The following is a 21,328-nucleotide window of genomic DNA, read 5'->3' on the forward strand; positions in this document are numbered from 1 at the left end:
CATGCACATCTCCGCCCTCAACATCTTTCCGCTGAAGAGCGCCCGCGGCATTGCGTTGAACGAGGCCGCAATCGATGGCTGGGGGCTGGCGGACGATCGGCGCTGGATGATCACCGATCCGAGCGGCGCCTTCATCACGCAGCGGGAGCTGCCGGCACTTGCCCGTATCGAGGTCTCGCCACATGCGCAAGGCCTGCGGCTGGCGATGGACGGCAAGAGCGACCTGGATGTCGCAATGCCCAATGGCGACGGCCGACTCGACGTGGAGATCTGGAAATCGCCGGTCAGCGCAGCGCTTGCCGACGACGCCGTGCATGCGGTGCTGAGCGACTGGCTTCAGCGCGAGGTGCGGCTCGTTCATTTCGACGCAGATGCCCGTCGGACCGCGAGCACCGATTGGGCGGGACCCGAGACGCCGGTTGCCTTTGCCGACGGCTACCAGGTGCTGGTCACCACCACCGGCTCGCTCGGCGCGCTGAATGCCGACATGGCGAAGAACGGCGAAGCGCCGGTCGGCATGGACCGGTTCCGCGCCAATATCGTCCTCGAGCATGATCAGCCGTGGGCAGAGGATGGCTGGGCATCGATCGAACTCGGCGGTGTGACACTTCATCTGGTCAAGCCCTGCGCGCGCTGCATCATGACGACGCAGGACCAGCTGACCGGATCACGCGAGGGCGCAAGTCCGATGCCGGCGATGGGCCGCATCCGCATGTCGGCGGACCGGCGCGTGCCGGGACCGCTATTCGGCTGGAATGCGGTGCCGGTCGGAAGCGGCAGACTGAGCATCGGCCAGGAGGTTCGCGTCGTCGAGCAGCGGCCCGCCTGGGACATCAAGCGTCGCTGACAGCGGATGGCAGCGGGATGTTCCTGACAATGGTCCCGCAGCCAGCAATTCCCTTCCCCTCGTCGCCGGCAGGCGGCGAACTTCTCCTGACATTCGAGCAGCATTCATGACAGCAAGATCCAAAGGCCTCGCCTTCGCCCTTACAGCGGTCATCATCTTTGCGGCGCAGGACGTGGTCTCGAAGTATCTCGGAACACACTACCCGCCGATCTTCATCATCATGATCCGATACTGGGCCTTCGCCGCCTTCGTACTGCTCCTGTCGGCCCGCTCCCGCGGCGGCATCGCCGGTGCGGCCCGCACCGCCCGACCGCTGCTGCAAATCTCCCGCGGCGTCATCCTGGTCGTGCAGATATGCTTCGCCATCACCTCGTTCGCCGTGGTCGGCCTGTCGCAGACGCAATCGATCTTTGCCGCCACACCGCTGGTGGTTGCGGCATTGTCCGTGCCACTGCTCGGCGAGAAGGTCGGCTGGCGGCGCTGGACGGCCATCGGCATCGGGCTGTTCGGCGTGCTGATGATCGTCAACCCGGTCCAGGCAAGCTTCGGCCCGACGATCCTGCTGCCGATCGCCGGCTCGGTGATCTTCGCCCTCTATGCCATCACCACCCGGCTGGCGGCGCGGGTCGACAGTTCGACAACCAGCTTCTTCTACACCGGCATCGCCGGCGCCGTCGCCATCACCTTCGTCGGCCCTTTCTACTGGACGCCGCTTGCGCCTGAGGACTGGATCTGGATGGCTGTTCTTTGCCTCACCGGCACCGTCGGCCATTACCTGCTGATCCGCGCCTACGATCTCGTCGACGCCGTCACCGTCCAGCAGATCGGCTATGTGCAGGTGGTTCTCGTCTGCATCCTCGGCGTGCTGATCTACGGCGAAATCCTGACGTTGAACATGATCGCCGGCGCCGCGCTGGTCATCAGCGCCGGCCTGTTCACCATCTGGCGCGAAAGCCGCAAGGCTCGGATGAACGGCCCGTCCCTCCCTGACCAGGAATAGGACCAGGCAAGAAAAAAGCATGTCATGGCTTTCTATTTAAGCGAGCATTAAGGTTAGCGATGCTTGAATGAGACCCAAGAGATACTGACCTCCGTTCACCATGCAGCGGCGGTCGCCACAGTCTCTCCTGCGTTTCGTAAGTGTTTGAGTAGAGCGTATCATGACGAGTATCAGGACCAACGTCGCCTCGATGGCGGCGCTTGCGACGCTGCGCCATATCAGCGACGCCCTTGATCTGACCCGGTCGCGCATGGCAAGCGGCGAGCGGGTCGGTCAATCCTCCGAGAATGCCGCCTATTGGTCGATCGCCGCGACGATGAAATCCGACGACAAGGCTCTCGGAGCCGTGCAGGATGCCCTCAACCTCGGTTCGGCGACCGTCGACGTCGCCTATGAGGGCATGCAGGCTGCGATCTCCGTGACCGACGAGATCAAGGCGAAGCTGGTTTCCGCCAGCCAGCCCGGCGTGGACAAGGACAAGGTCAACAGCGAGATCGAACAGCTGAAAGGGCAGCTGAAATCCATCGCCAGTTCGGCGACCTTCAACGGGGTCAACTGGCTGACCATTACTGATGATTCCGACCAGACGGCGAAGCTTGCAGCCTCCTTCTACCGCGACCTCGACGGTGGGGTTTTTCTGGAGACCATCGAGAACCGGTTGTGGACATCCGGCGGGACGATCAGCCCGCTGATCGACGACCGGTCGAACAGCACCACAGGCGACGCCGGCATCCTCACCAGCACGAGGTTTTCAAGCGAGGCCGGAGCTTCGACCACATACGTCCTGCTGGCAAACGACAGCAATAGCGGCGCAACCGAAGTGTCGATCGGCGCCGGCACGACCTCAGAACAGCTGACCGACATGATCAAGACGGTCGACGGCATGTTGCAGATGATGGCTGATTCGGGCGCCAACTTCGGCTCGATCCAGGCGCGGATGGAAATCCAGACGGAGTTCACCGCCAAACTCCGCGACTGGATGAGCCGCGGCATCGGTACGCTGGTCGATGCCAACATGAACGAGGAGGCCACCCGGCTGAAGGCGCTGACGACACAGCAGCAGCTGACGCTGCAGGCGCTGTCGATTGCCAACAGCCAGCCGCAGTCGCTGCTGACACTGTTCAACTGAGGCGGGCGGCGAAACCCCTCCCCCCGTTGTTCAGGCAGCCTGCGATCCATCAGCCAAACTGATGCAAGGGCCAAGAAAACGCACTTGGCTTCCGGGCTGCGGCGGCTATTGTCGGGCAGGATTACGCAAGGGTTCCGACATGACTGCACAAAGCGCCCGCCGCATGCCGTGGCTGATCATTGCCAGCGGCTCGCTGATCGTCATGCTGACGTTCGGGCCGCGCTCGGCGATGGGGTTCTTCCAGCTGCCGATGCTGGCCGATACCGGCTGGGACCGCTCGACCTTCGGTCTGGCCATGGCGCTGCAGAACCTGTTCTGGGGTCTCAGCCAGCCGTTCTTCGGCGCGCTCGCCGATAAATACGGCACCGCGCGGGTGCTGGTGATCTCCGGCCTTCTCTATGCCGCCGGCCTGCTGGTGATGTCGCATGCGGCCGGACCAATGTGGCTGCATGTCGGCGGCGGCATTCTCGTCGGCATGGCGATCGGCGCCGGCTCGTTCAGCGTCGTGCTCTCCGCCTTCGCACGGCACGTGACGCCGCAGCAGCGGTCAATGGCCTTCGGCATCGGCACCGCCGCCGGCTCGGCGGGCATGTTCCTATTTGCGCCGATCAGCCAGACGCTGATCACCCAATACGGCTGGTCGGACAGCCTGGTGATCATGGGCGTGATGATGCTGATCGTGCCGCTTCTGGCGTTCCCGCTGCGCGGCAACTCGTCGTCCGGCACGCAGAGCCAGGCGCAGTTCCAGCAGAGCATCGGCGAGGCGCTGAACGAGGCCTTCCGGCATCGAAGCTACCTGCTGCTGGTCAGCGGCTTCTTCGTCTGCGGCTTCCAGGTGGCGTTCATCACCGCGCATTTCCCCGCCTATCTCGGCGACATCGGCATAGACGCCCGCTACGCCGTCATCGCCATGGCCTGCATCGGCTTCTTCAACATTGCCGGGTCGCTGGCAGCCGGCGTTATCGGCCAGCGCTATTCGAAGCCGTATTTTCTTGCCTACATCTATATCGGCCGCTCGATCGCCGTGACGGCCTTCCTACTGCTGCCGCAGACGCCCTTCTCGGTCATCGTCTTTGCCATCGTCATGGGGCTGCTGTGGCTGTCGACCGTGCCGCCGACGAACGCGCTGGTGGCGATCATGTTCGGCACCCGCCATCTCGGCCTGCTGGGCGGCATGGTCTTCCTGTCGCACCAGATCGGCTCGTTCCTCGGCGTCTGGCTGGGCGGCTTCCTCTACGACCGGTTCGGCTCCTATGATGCGGTCTGGTGGCTCGGCGTGGTGCTCGGTCTGTTTGCCGCAGCCGTGCACCTACCGATCCGCGAGCGCCCCGTCGACCGGCCGATCGCGGCAGCCGCATAGAGGCCGCTACGCACCGGTTTCCGAAGATTTGTCCTCCAGCCTGACCAGCGCCTTCAGCGCCGCCTGGACGAAACCGTCGCGGGCCGTGTTCTGCTGCAGCCCGCGCGGCTCGTAGACATGCCGGTGCAGGAAGAAGCCGCTCAGCCGAAAGGCCGCCAACAGGCTGTCCGGATCGTTGCTGCGGCTGCCCTCCGGGCGCAGGAAGGGCGGTAGCGTGAGAAGCCGGTCCGCATAGGCCGCGCCGGCGTCGCGCGAGACGGCCCGGCCGCTCTTCGGCGACACATAGATGAGATCCTGGCGCTCGCCGGTCGCCGCACATTCGCTGAGGTCGAGACCGAAGCCCAGGTCGTTGAGGACCGCCAGCTCGAAGCGCACGAACAGTTCGCCAGCCCCCACCGGGTCGTCCATGTGATCGAGGATGACGTCGAGCGCTTCGTAGAGATGCGGATGCGGATCCCGCTCCGGCAGCAGCCGCAGCAGCGCCCCCATCGCCTGCACCCCATAGACCGCCGTGGCGCTTTCCATCAGCCGTGCGGCACGCAGGTGGATCGGCTCGAGCTTGAAGTCGCCGAGATGTTCGTCCAGGCGTGCCCGCCAAACGGCATCGACGCGGTTTCCGGGCTGCAGCACCGGCTGCATCGTGCGTGACCGGCCGCCGCGAACGAGGCCCATGTGGCGGCCGCGCTCGCGGGTCATCAGCTCCGCCACGACGCTGGTTTCCCCGTGCCGGCGAACCCCTATGACGATGCCTTCATCCTGCCACTGCATGCTGCCGGCTCATCCTTTGCTTTCGATTCAACAATAGCCGGTAAGCCGCTCCGACTGAATCGCTTTCTGCACTCGCTGGACGACCTCGAGCACAGCGGGCGATGGAACAAAAATCCAAGTCGCGGGTTGCTGGGCACAGACAATCTCTGGAGAACCCATGCGCCACGCTGCCTATGCCACCGCCCTCATCGCCCTGCCGATGCTGTTTGCCAGCCCGGTCACCGCATCGGCGCAATCTGCCGGCCTCGACCAGGCCTGCGTCGCCGTCGCCAAGAACTTCCTGCTGGCCCCGGTGCTGACCACCGGCGTGGTCCAGTCCTTCCCGGAATTGCAGCCGCCGGGCGCCCGCCTCACCTATTCGACGCGCGCCAAGCCGGAGCCTTCCGATTTCACCAGCGAGATCAACTGCGAGTTCGAGAAGGCCCAGGCACCGTTCGGCCTGACGCGCTTCTGCATTTCCAACACCTGCTATTCGGCTTCCGAACAGGATGAGGAACGCCAGCGCCGCTACCGCGAGGTCAAGGCGCTGATGGATCGCCAGCAGAAATAAGCGGTTCGCCGCTCAGCCCTTCGGGAATTCCAGGCCCATCTCGCGGAACCTCTCGGGATCGTCGCCCCAGTTCTCGCGCACCTTGACGAACAGGAACAGGTGCACGGGCTGATCGAGAATTTCTGACAATTCCTTGCGCGAGGCGGTCGAGATCGACTTGATGGCCTCGCCGCCCTTGCCAAGCGCAATCTTCTTCTGGCTGTCGCGCTCGACGTAGATGACCTGCTCGATGCGCACCGAGCCGTCCTTGCGCTCTTCCCATTGTTCCGTCTCGACATGCGACGAATACGGCAGTTCCTGATGCAGGCGCAGGAACAGCTTTTCACGGGTAATCTCGGCCGCCAGCTGACGCATGGGCAGGTCTGAAATCTGGTCTTCCGGGTAGTACCACGGACCTTCCGGCAGCTTTGCCGACAGATGCGCGATGAGGTCGTCGCAGCCGGAACCGGTGGTGGCCGAAATCATGAAGGTATCATCGAACGTGACGACCTCGTTGGCTGCAGAGGCGAGCTTCAGCAGATCCTCGCGCTTGACCTGGTCGATCTTGTTGAGCACCAGGATCTTCGGCTGACGAACCTCCTTCAGCCCCTCGAGAATGGCTTGCGCATCGCCGCGCAGACCGCGTTCGCTGTCGACCAGCATGACGATCAGATCGGCATCCTTGGCGCCACCCCAGGCGGAGGTGACCATCGCCCGGTCCAGCCGGCGACGCGGCTTGAAGATACCCGGCGTATCCATGAAGACGATCTGCGTGCGGTCGTGGATGGCGATGCCGCGGACGATGGCGCGCGTCGTCTGCACCTTGTGGCTGACGATCGACACCTTGGCGCCGACGAGCCGGTTGAGGAGGGTCGACTTGCCGGCATTGGTGGCGCCAATCAGCGCCACGAAGCCCGACCGGGTCGGAGTGGTCGGCGCCTCGGGCAGGCCTGTCGTGTTGTCTTCTTCGGTCATAGCGTCCTTAGCCTTCGTCGGCGGGCTTTTGCCACACGCCTTCACGTTCGAGCATCTTGGTTGCGGCCACCTGCTCGGCGGCACGTTTGGAGCGGTCGACACCGGTCTCCGGCGCCACGCCCTTCACCTCCACCGTAACAGTGAAGCGCGGATCATGATCCGGCCCGGAGCGATCGTCGACGCGGTATACGGGCGTCAGCCCGGAGCGGGCATGCGACCATTCCTGCAGTTCGGTCTTGGCGTCGCGACGGGCAGCATCGGCGGCCGTCGCCCGCTTTTCCCAGTAGCGCAGGATGAAGCGACGCGCCGCTTCCAGGCCTGCATCCAGATAGATAGCAGCAATCAGGCTTTCGACAACGTCGGCGCGGACGTTCATCATCCGCTTGCCGGTGAGCTTCTTCACATCGGCGCCGGTGCGGATGAACTGGTGCAGGCCAAGTTCGTCGGCGACGCTGGCGCAGCTGTCGGCGCTGACCAGCTGGTTGAGGCGCACCGAGAGCTCGCCTTCGTCGGCAGTGCGGAAGGTGCTGAACAGCAGTTCGGCGACGCAGAGGCCGAGCACCCGGTCTCCGAGAAACTCCAGTCGCTCGTAATTGCCGGATTTGGCGGTGCCGGTGCTTGCGTGGGTGAGCGCCCGGTCAAGCCATTGCTTGTCGGCAAACGCGTGCCCGAGAACCGTTTCCAGTTTTGCCCGCTGGTCTGCCGACAGCGTTGGTGCCTTCATCAATCGACCACCTTGAACAGACGCTCCCAGCGCATATTGGACGGCCACTTCCAGATCTCGCGGAACGAGGTGTCGTTGCCAAGCGAGAAGAAGATGACGCTGGCGCGGCCGACGAGGTTTTCGGTGGGCACGTAGCCAACGTCGAAGCGGCTATCCAGGGAGTTGTCACGGTTGTCGCCCATGAAGAAGTAATGACCGTCCGGCACGACAAACTCGCGGGTGTTATCGCCGCGCGAATTGGGCGACTGGTCGAGCGTCGTGTACGATTTGCCGTTGTCGAGGGTTTCGCGGAATACCGGAACGTCCGAGCCCGGGTCGAGGCGGTAATCGGAGGTGAAGGTGCCATCGGGCATCTTCGGAACCGGCTGGCCGTTGACCTGCAGCACGCCGTCGATCATCTGTACGCGGTCGCCCGGCAGGCCGATCAGGCGCTTGATGTAGTCGACGTCCGGATCCGTCGGCAGGCGGAAGACGATGACATCGCCACGCTTCGGCTCGGAAAACTCCAGCACGCGGCCGGAGAACAGGTCCGGCGAGAACGGCAGCGAGTACTTCGAGTACCCATAGGCGAACTTGTTGACGAAGATGTAGTCGCCGACCAGCAGCGTCGGCATCATCGAGCCGGAAGGAATGGTGAAGGGCTGAAACAAGACCGTGCGGATGACCATCGCCAGCAGCAGTGCCTGGATGATGACCTTGATGTTTTCCCAGAGGGCGTTCGGCTTCTTTTCAACTTTTTCAGACACGTGCACGTCTTTCGTTTGCAGCGATTTGCGCTTCTCTAAACCCTTCACCCCGTGCGGGCAATGGCATCAATCGCCAGGTGACGGCGACAGCGCTGCGGCAGGTCGGGCCTCGATGATGACGAAGGCCTGCGCATACGGGAATTCATCGGTGATGGTGAGGTGGATGACGGCGACGTGGCCCGGCGGCATCAGTGCGGTGAGACGATCGCCTGCGCCGCCGGTCAGTGCCATCGTTGGCTTGCCGCTCGGCAGGTTGACGACGCCCATGTCCTTCCAGAATACGCCCTGGGCCAGACCGGTGCCAAGCGCCTTCGAACAGGCTTCCTTGGCTGCAAACCGCTTGGCGTAAGAGGCGGCGCGCATCTTGCGGCCATCGGACTTGCGGCGTTCGACTTCGGTGAAACAGCGATGCGTGAAACGATCGCCAAAACGCTCAATCGACCTCTCGACGCGTCGAATGTCGATGAGGTCGCTGCCCATGCCGATGATCATGCGGTTCCTTTCGCCTGCCTGTCGAGCTTTTCTGCCAGACAGCGATGCGAATGTCGACCAGAAGCACTAGGTGCGGCCCGCAGCCGCAGGCCTTGGGCGGAATGGTTGCCGGGCACCAGCCTCGGCGTCGCAGTTGGATGGGTCAGCCCAGAACAAACGACGTCGGCGGACGCTGGGGGGATCCGTTCGAAAACAGGAACCGACCAGCCATGCGACAAGCGCATGGAAGATATGCAGGCCAGCGCAACGCAGGCGGACCGGCTTCGGACGGTGAAGCCGGCGGTAGAACTCTGGATCAGAGACCCTTGCGGAACATTCCGCGGTCGATCTGGCGCATGCGGTATTCGAGTTCGATCGCGTCGTGCGACTCGTTGAGGTAAGCCATTTCGCGTTCCTGGACGGACGGGGCACGAAGGGCGCGGGCGAACTGCTTCAGCGGCTTGAACATGATTTGCTCCTTATGATGTTGGACAGAACATAAGGGTTCCCACCGCATTCCACCATCGCCAGCTTCCACCGGCAGCCCTGCGTCAGACGCATAACAGCGGGGAGCAGGCGCAGGCCGCCTGCTCAATTGGCAATCAATCGTAGACGCGCTTGACGGTCGAGATGCAGTCGAGGTCCTTCAACTGGGCCAGCAACTGGTTCAGCTGGCGCAGGTCCCAGACCTCGACTTCGAGCGACAGTTCGGAGAAGTCCGTGGCGACGCGTCCCATCGTCATCCGGCGAATGTTGATGTCGAGCCGCGCGATCGTCTGTGCCACCGTCGCCAGGGTCCCCGGCTCGTTCAGCGCGTTGATATTGAGCTTGGCGGTGAAGCGCGACTTGTTGGCCTCATCGAGATCCCAGCGCACGTCGATCCAGCGTTCGGGCTGGTCGTCGAACTTCTGCAGGGCCGAGGCCTGGATCGGGTAGATGGTGATGCCCTTGCCGTCTTCCATGATGCCGACGATCCGATCGCCCGGCACCGCACCGGCCGGCGCGAAACGGACCTCGGTGGAGCCTGCAAGGCCGCGGATCGGCAGCGGATCGAGCCCGGCGCCCGGCACCTCTTCGCCCGGCTTGCCAATGTCCTTGACGGTCCGGTCGCCGCCCGGCAGGCGGAACATCATGCCGCTTGCCGTCTGCACGTTGAACCAGCCCTGGTCGGCGGCGGGCTTAATCGTCGTCCGGTCGTCCTTGAAGTCGGGGAAGACCGCCCGAAGCACGTCGAGCGACGACAGCTCGCCACGTCCGACGGCTGCGATCGCATCCTCGACATCCTTCTGCGCCAGCCGGTAGAGCGCCGGCTTCAGCGCCTCGCGGGAGAACTCCTTGCCGGCGCGCTCGAAGGTGCGCTCCAGGATACGGTGGCCGAGGCCGGCATACTGCTTGCGGATCGCCATGCGCGTGGCACGGCGGATGGCGGCACGCGCCTTGCCGGTGACGACGATTTCTTCCCAGGCGGCCGGCGGCACCTGCACGCCGGAGCGGATGATCTCCACCTCGTCGCCGTTGTTGAGGCGCGTCACCAACGGCATGATACGGCCGTTGATCTTGGCGCCGACGGTCGTGTCGCCGATATTGGTATGCACGGCATAGGCGAAATCGATCGGGGTTGCGCCGCGCGGCAGCGCGATCAGCTTGCCCTTCGGCGTGAAGCAGAACACCTGATCCTGGAACAGCTCGAGCTTGGTGTGCTCGAGGAACTCCTCCGGGTTGTCGCCCTCGGACAGCGACTCGATCGTATGGCGAAGCCAGGAATAGGCATTGCTGTCGCGCGACAGCAGTTCGCCCGGCTCGCCGTTCTCGCCGTCCTTGTAGAGACTGTGGGCGGCTATGCCGAATTCGGCGATTTCGTGCATGCGCTTGGTGCGGATCTGCAGCTCGATGCGCTGCCGCGACGGCCCGATGATCGTCGTGTGGATCGACCGGTAGTCGTTCTGCTTCGGTGTCGAGATGTAATCCTTGAAGCGGCCGGGGACGACGCGCCAGCGCGTGTGGACGATGCCGAGGGCCCGATAGCAGGCCGGCACGTCATCGACCACCAGACGGAAACCGTAGACGTCCGACAGCTGTTCGAACGACAGGGACTTCGACTGCATCTTGCGGAAAACCGAATAGGGCTTCTTCTGGCGCCCCTTGACGGTGGTGTTGAGCAGGCCGTTGGCGATCAACAGGTCGCGCAACTCGTCCTCGATCTTGGTGATCAGCCCCTCGTTGCGCGCCGACAGTTCCGACAGACGGTGCGTGACTGTCTCGTAGGCCTCCGGATTGAGGTAGCGGAAGGACAGATCCTCCAGCTCGTCGCGCATGTCCTGCATGCCCATGCGGCCGGCAAGCGGCGCATAGATATCCATCGTTTCTTCGGAGATGCGGGCGCGCTTTTCCTGCGACATATGCTCGAGCGTGCGCATGTTGTGCAGACGGTCGGCGAGCTTGACGAGCAGGACGCGGACATCGTCCGAAATCGCCAGCAGCAGTTTGCGCAGGTTTTCCGCCTGCTTGGCCTTCTTCGACACGAGGTCGAGGCGCTTCAGCTTCGTCAGCCCCTCGACGAGGCGGCCGATGTCCTCGCCGAACAGCTCGTCGATTTCGGCACGGGTTGCGGTCGTGTCCTCGATCGTGTCGTGCAGCAGGGCAACCGCGATCGTCGACTCGTCCAGATGCATGTCGGTGAGGATGGCGGCCACTTCCAGCGGGTGGGAAATGTAGGGGTCGCCGCTGGCGCGCTTCTGCTGGCCATGCTTCTGCATGGCATACACATAGGCTTTGTTGAGGAGAGCTTCGTTCGCTTCGGGCTTGTACTTCTGAACCCGCTCGACGAGCTCGTATTGCCGCATCATGCCTCGAGAGATCCTTCAAACCCGTAAAACAAAAAGGCCCGCCAACCGTTCTAGATTGGCGCAGCCGGTATCAATGCCAGAAAGCGCCTCGCCCGAGGCGTCGACAAGCGCCGATCTTAGTAGTCGTCGCTCTTTTCCGGCGGGACAAGGCCTTCGATGCCGGCCAGCAGCTCTTCTTCCGACATCTGGTCGAAGGTGACGGTTTCCGGCAGGTCGTCCTCGTCCGAGCCGCGCTCGGCACCCGTCGCAGCGCCGGCATTGCTGGAGATCAGCGTCGACGGATCGGGTTCCGGCTCGTCCACTTCCACATGCTTCTGCAGCGAGTGGATGAGGTCTTCCTTCAGGTCGTCGGGGGACAGCGTCTCATCGGCGATCTCGCGCAGGGCAACCACCGGGTTCTTGTCGTTGTCGCGATCGATGGTAATCGAAGCGCCCTGCGAGATCTGCCGCGCGCGGTGGCTGGCAAGCAGCACCAGCTCGAAACGGTTGTCGACTTTGTCGATGCAATCTTCTACTGTGACGCGGGCCATTGCCTGTCCTTTACGGTCGATATTTCGTGGATTGAACGCCCGATACAGGGATTAGCCATGAAATTCAAGTTTTTCCTCACTCATCACGACTCCGCCGCACGCGGTCGGGTTACACAACGGCTAATTCAACCAAAGGTTGCTTGGATATCGACGCTTCGTACCTTAAAGACTTAATATATGAATATAACATAATGTAACACGCCTTTTCCTTGTCACCGGGCCGGTTCCGGGGATCTAATTAGCCTGGCGGAAGTTACTTCGTGTATTGAGACAGGGAGCGAGAATACATGTTTGACCCGAGGGAAAAGATCGCCCTTTTTATCGATGGCGCTAATCTTTATGCTGCATCCAAGAGTCTCGGCTTCGACATCGATTATCGGAAACTGCTGAAGGCGTTTCAAAAGCGCGGATACCTGCTGCGCGCCTATTACTACACGGCGCTGATCGAAGATCAGGAGTATTCGTCGATCCGGCCGCTCATCGATTGGCTGGATTATAATGGCTACAAGGTGGTGACCAAGCCGGCCAAGGAGTTCACCGACTCGATGGGCCGCCGCAAGGTGAAGGGCAACATGGACATCGAACTCGCGGTCGATGCCATGGAGCAAGCGGCAACGGTGGACCATCTCGTACTGTTTTCCGGCGACGGCGACTTCACCACCCTGGTCGAGGCCATTCAGCGCAAGGGCCGCAAGGTTTCAGTCGTCTCAACGCTTGCAACCCAGCCGCCGATGATCGCCGACGATCTTCGCCGCCAGTCGGATCACTTCATCGACCTGATGTCGCTGAAGGCGGAAATCGGTCGCGATCCCTCGGAGCGCGCGCCACGTCCGGCCGAACCGACCGTCGAACCCGAAGCTGAATAGATCCAGGCTTTGGACGAAGCCGCGTAGAGCGAGCAGCTGAAATAGCTGCCCGTTTTTCGGCGGCAAAGACGCGGAAGCGAGACTATGGTGGCGGCATGCTGATGACCCGCCCTTCCGACGACACTCTCTACCAGGCCCTTCTCAGCCGCGATGCGGCCTATGAAGGATTTGCCTATGTCTGTGTCACGACAACCCGCATCTTCTGCCGGCTGACCTGCCCGGCGCGCAAGCCGCTCCGCGACAACTGCCGCTTTGAAGCGAGCATCGCCGCCTGCCTGGACGGCGGATACAGGCCCTGCAAGCGGTGCACACCGATGCTGCGCCTCGGCGAAGGCGAGCCGACGATCCGGGCTCTGCTTGATGATCTGGAACGGGCCCCCGAAAGGCGCTGGAGCGAAGCCGATCTCCTAGCCCTCGGCTACGATCCCTCGACCATCCGCCGCATCTTCAAGCGCCGGTTCGGCATGAGCTTTCTGGAGATCGCCCGCCGCAGACGGCTGAGCCATGCCGTCACCACGCTTGGCACCGGCGCATCCGTCATCGACGCGCAGCTGGAGGCGGGCTTTGAGTCCGGCAGCGGCTTTCGCGCCGCCGTCAGCCAGTGGCTGGGTGCCGCCCCGCAACAGGTGAAGTCGCAAAGCCTTCTGAAGGCCGCCTGGATCGAGACGCCGATCGGGCCGATGCTGGCGGTTACCTGCGACCACGCTTTGCACCTCCTGGAGTTCGCGGACCGCCCTGCCCTGCAGGCGGAACTCACCCGGTTGCGCGACCGCAACGGCCGGGCAATCATCATGGGGCGTACGGCGGTCACCGATCGCGTCAGCGAGCAGCTGGCGGCCTACTTCGAGGGTCGCCTGACGACGTTCTCCCTGCGCATCGGCGATCACGGCACGCCGTTCGAGCGACAGGTCTGGCGTGCGCTGCAGGAGATCCCTTCCGGAACGACGGCCAGCTATCGGGACATCGCAGAGGCGATGGCCAGGCCCACTGCCGTGCGCGCTGTCGCGCGTGCCAATGGCGCAAATCAGATCGCCATCGTCATTCCCTGCCATCGCGTGATCGGCACCGACGGCAGCCTGACCGGCTATGGCGGCGGGCTGTGGCGCAAGCAGTGGCTGCTGCGTCACGAGCAGCGCGCTGGGACCAATACTACGTCCTGATCCATCATCGACATTGATGGCCCGCATCGAAAACATTCACTAGACCCATGGATCCGGCTCAAGCAGGGTGCTGTTGCCGCATCAGGCGGCTTCACCCCGAGCCCGATCTCCAGCCCTCACCCTCGTCTCAGCCCGCTGCGGGACTGCTTCTGCGCGTCTTCGAAAGGATCAAATCATGCGCACCACGGACAGCAACCTCGCCATCCTGACGAACGACAAAGAGAGGCGCGACGCGATCCGAACCGGTCGCGCGGGCTTGCGCTGGATCGTCACATTCTTCCGCCCGCTTATCGGCACTGCGCGGCGGCTCAATCGCCTCGGTGATCTCGACCAGAGGCAGCGGCGCGACCTCGGGCTCCAGGGAGATCTAGACTACAAGGATCCGATTGACCGGGCCGCGCGGCAGGACGCGCTGCTGCAGCAGGCGCGCGACAGGGCACTGCTGCTGGCGCTTGGTCACAGAGCACGTTGACCCAACGCAACAAGCCGCAGGCGAGAACCTGCGGCTTGTTGAGGAGACCATTGAATCTGCGGGAGACCGGCTGGGTCAGCCGGACTTGAGCAGCCTGCTCTTCTGCCGGTTCCAGTCGCGTTCCTTCTCGGTCTCGCGCTTGTCGTGCAGCTTCTTGCCCTTTGCCAGAGCCAGTTCCAGCTTCGCCCGTCCCTTTTCGTTGAAGTAGATCTTCAACGGCACGAGTGTCATGCCCTCGCGGTTGATGCCGACGCGCAGACGGTTGATCTCACGCTTGTTGAGCAGCAGCTTGCGACGCCGGCGCGGCTCGTGGTTGAAGCGGTTGGCCTGCAGATATTCCGGCAGATGCGAGTTGATCAGCCAGATCTCTTCGCCTTCGTCCGAAGCATAGGATTCGGCGATGTTCGCCTTGCCCTCGCGCAGAGACTTTACCTCGGTGCCGGTGAGGACGATGCCGGCCTCATAGGTATCGATGATCTCGTAATTGTAGCGCGCCTTGCGGTTTTCCGCGACGATCTTATTGACGATGCGCTGGCTGGCTCTGGGTGCCATGGACTGTGGTTGTCTCCGCCCTCAAAGGGTCTGGTTGCCGGTCGAGCGCGCCAATTCGGCGCTGCCCGGTGGCTGTATGTAGTGTTTCGTACCCGGCTTGGAAAGTCATCCGGCGCCAGCTTCGGTCGGAAGCCGCGGAACGCGGCCGGATGCTGCCTCTCAGTTCAGCAGGCCGGCATGTCGAAGTGCTGCATCGATCGCCGCCTCCGTGCCGGGCTCCAGCGTCGAAAGCAGTGGCGAACGGACGGTGCGGTTCATGCCGCGGGTCCGCGACAGCGCATATTTCGCGCCGCAGAGACCAGGCTCGATGAAGATCGCCTTGTGCAGCGGCATCAGCCGATCCTGGTATTCGAGCGCCTTGGCAAAATCGCCGGCAAGCGTTGCCTGCTGGAATTCGGCGCAGAGACGCGGCGCGACATTGGCGGTGACCGAAATGCAGCCGACACCACCATGGGCGTTGAAGCCGAGAGCCGTCGCATCCTCGCCGGACAGCTGGACGAAATCGGTGCCGCAGGTGATGCGCTGCTCGGAGACGCGCTCCAGCTTGCCGGTTGCATCCTTCACACCGACGATGTTCTTGTGCGCCTTGACGAGCGTACCCATCGTATCCGGCAGCATGTCGATCACCGAGCGCGGCGGAATGTTGTAGATGATGATCGGCAGGCTGACAGCCTCGGCGATCGCGCCGTAGTGGGCGATCAGGCCCTTCTGCGTCGGCTTGTTATAGTAGGGCGTGACCACCAGCAGGCCATCGGCGCCGGCCTTCTCGGCATGCTGCGCCAGCTCGATCGCCTCGCGCGTATTGTTGGATCCGGCCCCGGCGATGACCGGCACCCGGCCGCCAGCGACCTCGATGCAGATCTCGATGACCCGCTTGTGCTCGGCATGCGACAGGGTGGGCGATTCTCCGGTCGTGCCGACCGGCACCAGACCTGTTGAACCTTCGGCAATCAGCCACTCCACATGGGCGGCGAAGGCTTCCTCATCCACTGCACCCGCGTCGGTAAACGGTGTGACGAGCGCGGGCATGGACCCCTTGAACATGCGATGACTCCTGCGCGGCCGACTTCACGCTTCGGCCGTAATATCCGGTTATGAGGCGGGCACCATAGAGCGGCCGATTGCGGGCGACAAGCCGAGTTCTCGCTGAATTGCAACAGATCGTGATGGGCTGAAGACACACGCGGCGGCATCCGGTAAGGTTCCGTTAACAAGACCCGTCGCTAACTGGGGGTAGCTCCTTCTTGCCACGAGTGAATGGATGAAAAAGTCTGTTCTGATCGCGTTCCTGATCCTGTCGACAGGGCTGGAAACAGCCTTGGGCGCACCGCTGCCAGAGGGTCCGGCACCGCTTCCCTATGCGCGGCCGGACCGGTTGACCGACGCGGCCATGCCGACCCCTGAAATCACCGGAGCCATTCCGCGCGCAGTGCCCGACGCGGCGCCGATCACCCAGCTGAAGACTGGTCTCGACGCCCTTTCCGACCGCGACCCTGCTACCGCAATCATCACCCGCGACGGGATGGCAAGAGGTTCGCTCGACCGCCACCTGCTCACCTGGGCGATCGCCACCTCCGGGCAGCGCGGCGTGCCGTCGCGCGAGATAGCCGAAGCGCAGCAGGAGCTGCGCGGCTGGCCGGGCCTGCAGCATCTGCGTGCCAGTTCCGAGCGGGCACTCTACCTGGAAGCGCCCTCGCCTGAGGAAGCACTGGCGGCATTCGGCAAGACCCGGCCTGAGACGCCGCAGGGCGCCATCGTGCTCGCCCGCGCACTTGTCGCGACCGGCAAGCCGAAGGATGCGGCAGCCACATTGCGACCGTTCTGGACTGGTACGGCGCTCGACAAGGACTTCGAGGACCGGCTGCTGCAGGAGTTCGGCCGGCTGCTCACGGCCGCAGATCACCGTGGCCGGATGGATTACCTGATGTATCGCGGCCGTGTGGCCCAGGCGAAGCGATTTGCCGACCTCGGCGCGGCGCAGAGCCTTTATGCTGCCTGGGCAGCGGTCGCCGGCCAGGCCAAGAACGCCGCCGCACTGATCGATACGGCGAGCGCCTCCTTTGCGAAGGATCCGGCCTTTCTGTTCGTCCGCATCGAACACCTGCGCCATCAGGATCGTTACGAGGACGCGGCAGCGATCCTGGAAAAAGCTCCGCGCGCCACATCCGAACTGGTGAATGCCGGCGAATGGTGGAACGAGCGGCGGATCATTGCCCGCGGGCTGGCAGACAAGGGAGATTACCGGCAAGCCTACCGGCTGGTTGCGAGCCATGCCGCCGCCACGCCGGCCGATATCGCCGACGCCGAGTTCCATGCGGGCTGGTACGCGCTGCGGGCTCTGAACGATCCGGCCACTGCCGAGGGTCACTTCCAGCGCATCCTGCAGGCTTCCACCCGGCCGCTCTCGGCTTCTCGCGCTTGGTACTGGCTGGGCCGTGCAGCGGAAGCTGGAGGCCCGGGCAAGTCTGCGGACTATTATGCCAAGGCGGCCCGCTATCCGGCGACCTTCTACGGCCAGCTTGCCGCCGCCAAGCTGCAGATGAAGACGCTCGACGTCTCCTACCCCTCGCCCAGCGGCAGCGACCGGCTGACCTTCGAGACGCGCGAGGCCGTGCGCGCCATCGACAGGTTGGACGCCGCCGGACATGCGAACCGTGCCGATGCGCTGTACAAGGCGCTTGCAGAAGAGCTGACGAGCCCTGGCGAACTTGCGATCCTATCGGCGCGCGCCGAGCACAACCGCAACCACGCACTCTCGCTGCAGATCGGCAAGACCGCCTTCAACCGCGGTGTCGATGTGGCGGCGCTCGCCTTCCCCGTCGGCGTCATTCCCTCGAGCGCCAACATTGCCGGATCCGGCAAGGCCCTGGCCTATGCGATCGCCCGCCAGGAAAGCGCCTTCAACCCCGCCGCCGTCTCGCCGGCCAATGCCCGCGGCCTGCTGCAGATCCTTCCGGCGACAGCCCAGGGCGTCGCCAAGCGGCACGGCCTCAACTTCAAGGCCGACCGACTGACCACCGACGCCGGATATAATGCGACGCTTGGCGCCCATTATCTCGGCGAGCAGATCGATGCCTTCGGCGGCTCCTACATTCTGACCTTCATCGCCTACAATGCCGGGCCGCGCCGTGTTCCCGAATGGATCGCCCGCTACGGCGACCCGCGCGGCAAGCCGCTCGATGAGGTGATCGACTGGATCGAACGAATTCCGTTTCCGGAGACCCGCAACTACGTGCAGCGGGTGATCGAGAATTACGAGGTCTACAAGGTGCGCCTGGGCCAGACGGCGGAGATTGACAGCGACCTGCGCCTCGGCCGCCAGTAATCCCGGTTGCGGTCGTGCTGGGTCGTGACCGACGAAGTCATCGCACCGCTGCGCAGGAATCTCTGAGGTTCATCTGCAGGACCGAGACCGAGCCCCGGGGAATTTCCGACAAGGCGGCGATCATTGCGTGAGAACGTCGCTACGCGCCTTCGAACCGCTACGCGTCGCTCTCCTGCGCAGCGTGATCTCGACTGGAACGCATCACCAACCGCACCAGGGGAGAACTTCTCACCGTGCGGATTGGCTTCGTCAACAGGCGGATGACATCGACGCCGCCTGCCATCGTGCACGGGCTGCGCCAATTCCGCGGGCATTTGCCAACAATGATTCCGGAGACATGGCCAGTTAGCAGTTTGACCGCCGCTGGCCAATGGGTGGGCCGCGGCTCCTCCCCCCAACCTTTCTACCGCGCCGCGCTGACGGCAGAGGAAAGACGCGAATGCCGCAGGACCAGCACCGCGAACTTGTGCCGGAAGGGCTGCTCGCTGCGACATGCGGTGCGAGCCGACGCCCGAGCTCTCGAGCCTCACAACGACTGCCGCAACATCCGCCTTTCGACAGCCCAGTTGGTGCCGAGGTCCCTAGACGGTAAAACGAAAAAGGCCCGGCCTTGCGGCCGAGCCTTTCTGACTGGAGGGTCGAATGCGGATCAGAACGTGCGCTGCAGGCGGAAGAAGCCCGACCATACGTCGGCAGCTGCACCGTCTTCTTCGGTGTACTGAACGCTGACCTTGGAATCCAGGCCGGCGGTGATCGCGTAGTCAAGGGTCACGCCGGCGCGCCATGCTTCGCTGTCGCCGCTGAAGTCGCCGTTCGCCAGGTTGACGTCACGGTTCCACCAGTACTGGACGCCCGGCGTGATGCCGAACTTGTCGTTGACCTTCAGTGCGTACTGAGCGGCAACAGTCCATTCTGCGAGATCGTAGTAGGCGTTTGCACCGCTCGAGTAGATGCCGGCGAGGCCGAGCTGGCCCGGGCCGATGTCAGCGGTCATGAGAGCGCGAACCGAACCGTTTTCAGCAGCGAAGTCGTAGCCGCCGAGCAGGTAGGCCTTGATGCCGCCGAAGGTGCCGGAGATCTGGCCTTCGATACCAACATTGTCGTTGCCGGTGTAGTAGCCCGGGAACAGATCGCTGTAGGTCTTGGTCAGCTCGTCGGCGAAGATGCCAACCGAGAATGCGTCGGTCGTGAATTCGTAGCCGATCTGGTTGATGCGGTTCGAACCGATATCATCGGTTTCGCCGGACAGATCGTTATCCCAGTAGTTGTAGCCGTAGCCAGCGCGGAAACCGCCGAGCGTGATGAAGGCTTCGTCGAGGTCGAGGCTGTTCTGGGTAGCATCGCCTTCAGCCCAGGTACGAACCGTGATCGTCGAAGCCAGCGCACCGAGTTCGGTGTCCGACTTGGCATTGACGGTCAGAAGGCCACGCGTACGAGCGTTCCAGTCGAAATCGTCTACGCCCGGACCGCGATCAAAGCTCGACCAATCCAGCTGTGCACGGACGTAACCGTTGATCTTGAGGCAGGTTTCGGTGCCAGGAATGTAGAAGTAGCCGGTGCCGAATGCGTCGCAGACGCGAACGTATTCCATCGGCTCGGGCTCGGCAGCAACGATAGCGTCGGCAGCCTGTGCAGTCGATACGGCCATCAGCGCTGCGGAAGAAGCGAGAAGCAGAGATTTCATGTGCATGGAACACATCCCCTGATAATGTTATATAATAACGTTTTGGAGCTTGAAACAGGCCCGGCGCAATGCCGGGCCTATCCCTAAATCAGGAAGCGGCGTTCGATCAGAACGTGCGCTGCAGGCGGAAGAAGCCAGCCCATACGTCGGCAGCGTTGTCGTCTTCCGTGTACTGAACGCTGACCTTCGAGGTCAGGCCGGCAGTGATAGCGTAGTCGAGGGTTACGCCAGCCTTCCAAGCGTCGCCGTCGGTGAACGAACCACCAGCGTCAACACCGGTGTTCCAGAAGTACTGGAAGCCGGGGGTCAGCTTGAACTTGTCGGTGATCTTTGCTGCGTATTCAACAGCAACGGTCCATTCGGCAACGTCGTAGTAGGCGTTGACGCCCGACGTCCAGATACCAGCAGCGCCGAGCGTGCCCGGGCCGATTTCAGCGGTGCCCATCAGACGAACCGAGCCTTCTTCAGCAGCGATATCGTAGCCGCCGAGGAGAGCCAGCTGTGCCGGGCCGAGAACGCCGGAGATCTGACCTTCAACACCAACGTTGTCGTTGATGCCGTCGTTGATGCCGCCGGTGCCGTAGGTGCCAGCGTTGAACGCTGCGCCGCCGCGGCTGTAGGACTTGGTCAGCTCGTCAACGAATACGCCTGCCTTGATGGCGCCAGCGTTGTATTCGTAACCGATCTGGTTGATGCGGTTGGAGCCCAGGTTGTCGGTTTCACCCGAAAGGCCAAGGTCCCAGTAGTTGTAGCCGTAGCCAACGCGGAAGCCGCCGAGCGTGATGAAGGCTTCGTCGAGGTCGAGGCTGTTCTGCGTAGCGTCGCCTTCGGCCCAGGTACGGATCGTGATCGTCGAAGCCAGCGCACCGAGTTCGGTGTCGGACTTGGCGTTAACGGTCAGAAGGCCACGGGTACGAGCATTCCAGTCGAAGTCGTCAGCGCCACCGGCGCGGTCGAAGCTCGACCAGTCGAACTGTGCACGGACGTAACCGCTGATCTTGAGGCAGGTTTCGGTGCCCGGGATGTAGAAGTAGCCGGTGCCGAATGCATCGCACACGCGAACGTATTCCATCGGCTCGGGTTCGGCAGCAACGATAGCGTCGGCAGCCTGAGCGCCGGATACTGCTGCGAGTGCAGCAGCGGAGCCGAGAAGAAGGCTCTTGATGTTCATAATGACCTCCAGTCAAGTTTCGTAAGGGTATGGGTTCTTTGGCTGAAGGACAGCATTCCCTGCCCCATCCCCGTCGGTTTTAGAAGACAGACGATCCACCGCCTCGCTTCTGTTGGTGACCATACAAGACCGACATCGGCTTGCAATCGCGAACTGCCCGCCAGACTTGCCTG

21 protein-coding genes are annotated in these 21,328 nt (G+C 63.1%); 9 read left to right on the forward strand and 12 right to left on the reverse strand.

What is annotated here, in order from left to right; all coding sequences use genetic code 11:
- The first annotated feature begins 1 nt into the window (after window position 1).
- From AAIH46_RS08285 to AAIH46_RS08300, 4 genes are all read left to right on the forward strand, one after another.
- Window positions 2–847, forward strand: coding sequence for an MOSC domain-containing protein (locus tag AAIH46_RS08285; protein ID WP_430305375.1), 846 nt, complete (start codon window positions 2–4; stop codon window positions 845–847).
- Between the two features lie 106 nt (window positions 848–953).
- Window positions 954–1,847, forward strand: coding sequence for a DMT family transporter (locus tag AAIH46_RS08290; RefSeq protein ID WP_430305376.1), 894 nt, complete (start codon window positions 954–956; stop codon window positions 1,845–1,847).
- Between the two features lie 160 nt (window positions 1,848–2,007).
- Entirely contained in the window at window positions 2,008–2,976 is a 969-nt protein-coding gene (locus AAIH46_RS08295) for a flagellin (protein ID WP_430305377.1), read from the forward strand.
- Window positions 2,977–3,115: 139 nt separating this feature from the next.
- On the forward strand, window positions 3,116–4,336 hold the full coding sequence (locus AAIH46_RS08300; RefSeq protein WP_430305378.1) for an MFS transporter: 1,221 nt from the start codon (window positions 3,116–3,118) through the stop codon (window positions 4,334–4,336).
- A gap of 6 nt (window positions 4,337–4,342) precedes the next feature.
- On the opposite strand, the gene recO is transcribed toward AAIH46_RS08300, so the two are convergent.
- Entirely contained in the window at window positions 4,343–5,104 is a 762-nt protein-coding gene (gene recO, locus AAIH46_RS08305; RefSeq protein WP_430305379.1) for a DNA repair protein RecO, read from the reverse strand.
- 157 nt (window positions 5,105–5,261) lie between these two features.
- Between recO and AAIH46_RS08310 the strand changes: the two genes are divergently transcribed.
- Window positions 5,262–5,654 carry a hypothetical protein gene (locus AAIH46_RS08310; protein ID WP_430305380.1) on the forward strand — a complete coding sequence of 131 codons (393 nt, stop codon included), beginning with the start codon at window positions 5,262–5,264 and terminating at the stop codon, window positions 5,652–5,654.
- A 12-nt stretch (window positions 5,655–5,666) separates the two neighbouring features.
- Here AAIH46_RS08310 and era read toward each other — a convergent pair whose 3' ends face one another.
- The 7 genes from era to rpoZ form a co-directional block, all read right to left on the reverse strand.
- Window positions 5,667–6,608: a GTPase Era gene (gene era / locus AAIH46_RS08315; RefSeq protein WP_430305381.1), complete on the reverse strand. Its 942-nt coding sequence runs from the start codon at window positions 6,606–6,608 to the stop codon at window positions 5,667–5,669.
- 7 nt (window positions 6,609–6,615) lie between these two features.
- Entirely contained in the window at window positions 6,616–7,335 is a 720-nt protein-coding gene (gene rnc, locus AAIH46_RS08320) for a ribonuclease III (RefSeq protein ID WP_430305382.1), read from the reverse strand.
- Window positions 7,332–8,078: a signal peptidase I gene (gene lepB / locus AAIH46_RS08325; RefSeq protein ID WP_430305383.1), complete on the reverse strand. Its 747-nt coding sequence runs from the start codon at window positions 8,076–8,078 to the stop codon at window positions 7,332–7,334. The genes rnc and lepB overlap by 4 nt, the downstream gene beginning before the upstream one ends.
- Before the next feature lie 66 nt (window positions 8,079–8,144).
- Window positions 8,145–8,570 carry a holo-ACP synthase gene (acpS, locus tag AAIH46_RS08330; RefSeq protein WP_430305384.1) on the reverse strand — a complete coding sequence of 142 codons (426 nt, stop codon included), beginning with the start codon at window positions 8,568–8,570 and terminating at the stop codon, window positions 8,145–8,147.
- Window positions 8,571–8,865: 295 nt separating this feature from the next.
- Window positions 8,866–9,018: a DUF3563 family protein gene (locus AAIH46_RS08335; RefSeq protein WP_430305386.1), complete on the reverse strand. Its 153-nt coding sequence runs from the start codon at window positions 9,016–9,018 to the stop codon at window positions 8,866–8,868.
- A 133-nt stretch (window positions 9,019–9,151) separates the two neighbouring features.
- A complete protein-coding gene (locus tag AAIH46_RS08340) occupies window positions 9,152–11,395 on the reverse strand; it encodes a RelA/SpoT family protein (protein ID WP_430305387.1) in 2,244 nt (747 codons plus the stop codon).
- A gap of 116 nt (window positions 11,396–11,511) precedes the next feature.
- Entirely contained in the window at window positions 11,512–11,925 is a 414-nt protein-coding gene (gene rpoZ / locus AAIH46_RS08345; RefSeq protein ID WP_430305388.1) for a DNA-directed RNA polymerase subunit omega, read from the reverse strand.
- Between the two features lie 287 nt (window positions 11,926–12,212).
- Here rpoZ and AAIH46_RS08350 point away from each other — a divergent pair, with 287 nt between their 5' ends.
- The 3 genes from AAIH46_RS08350 to AAIH46_RS08360 all read left to right on the forward strand — a co-directional run bounded on the left by AAIH46_RS08350 (window position 12,213) and on the right by AAIH46_RS08360 (window position 14,423).
- Window positions 12,213–12,791, forward strand: a complete 579-nt coding sequence (locus AAIH46_RS08350) for an NYN domain-containing protein (protein WP_430305389.1) — start codon at window positions 12,213–12,215, stop codon at window positions 12,789–12,791.
- A 95-nt stretch (window positions 12,792–12,886) separates the two neighbouring features.
- A complete protein-coding gene (locus tag AAIH46_RS08355) occupies window positions 12,887–13,951 on the forward strand; it encodes a bifunctional transcriptional activator/DNA repair enzyme AdaA (RefSeq protein WP_430305391.1) in 1,065 nt (354 codons plus the stop codon).
- A gap of 175 nt (window positions 13,952–14,126) precedes the next feature.
- Window positions 14,127–14,423, forward strand: coding sequence for a hypothetical protein (locus tag AAIH46_RS08360; protein WP_430305392.1), 297 nt, complete (start codon window positions 14,127–14,129; stop codon window positions 14,421–14,423).
- 75 nt (window positions 14,424–14,498) lie between these two features.
- On the opposite strand, the gene smpB is transcribed toward AAIH46_RS08360, so the two are convergent.
- Both smpB and dapA read right to left on the reverse strand, forming a co-directional pair.
- Window positions 14,499–14,975 (reverse strand): SsrA-binding protein SmpB, encoded by a 477-nt coding sequence (smpB, locus tag AAIH46_RS08365; protein WP_430305393.1) that lies wholly within the window; start codon window positions 14,973–14,975, stop codon window positions 14,499–14,501.
- Between the two features lie 159 nt (window positions 14,976–15,134).
- Complete coding sequence (gene dapA, locus AAIH46_RS08370) at window positions 15,135–16,019, reverse strand: 4-hydroxy-tetrahydrodipicolinate synthase (RefSeq protein WP_430305394.1); 885 nt, start codon at window positions 16,017–16,019, stop codon at window positions 15,135–15,137.
- 217 nt (window positions 16,020–16,236) lie between these two features.
- Between dapA and AAIH46_RS08375 the strand changes: the two genes are divergently transcribed.
- Window positions 16,237–18,300, forward strand: coding sequence for a lytic transglycosylase domain-containing protein (locus AAIH46_RS08375; protein ID WP_430305395.1), 2,064 nt, complete (start codon window positions 16,237–16,239; stop codon window positions 18,298–18,300).
- 649 nt (window positions 18,301–18,949) lie between these two features.
- On the opposite strand, the gene AAIH46_RS08380 is transcribed toward AAIH46_RS08375, so the two are convergent.
- Together AAIH46_RS08380 and AAIH46_RS08385 are read right to left on the reverse strand one after the other, a co-directional pair.
- Window positions 18,950–19,990 carry a porin gene (locus AAIH46_RS08380; protein ID WP_430305396.1) on the reverse strand — a complete coding sequence of 347 codons (1,041 nt, stop codon included), beginning with the start codon at window positions 19,988–19,990 and terminating at the stop codon, window positions 18,950–18,952.
- A gap of 100 nt (window positions 19,991–20,090) precedes the next feature.
- Window positions 20,091–21,155, reverse strand: a complete 1,065-nt coding sequence (locus tag AAIH46_RS08385; protein WP_430305397.1) for a porin — start codon at window positions 21,153–21,155, stop codon at window positions 20,091–20,093.
- Window positions 21,156–21,328 lie beyond the last annotated feature (173 nt).

The sequence above is a fragment of the Rhizobium sp. 0TCS1.26 genome (assembly GCF_050455525.1).
Classification (GTDB): domain Bacteria; phylum Pseudomonadota; class Alphaproteobacteria; order Rhizobiales; family Rhizobiaceae; genus Neorhizobium.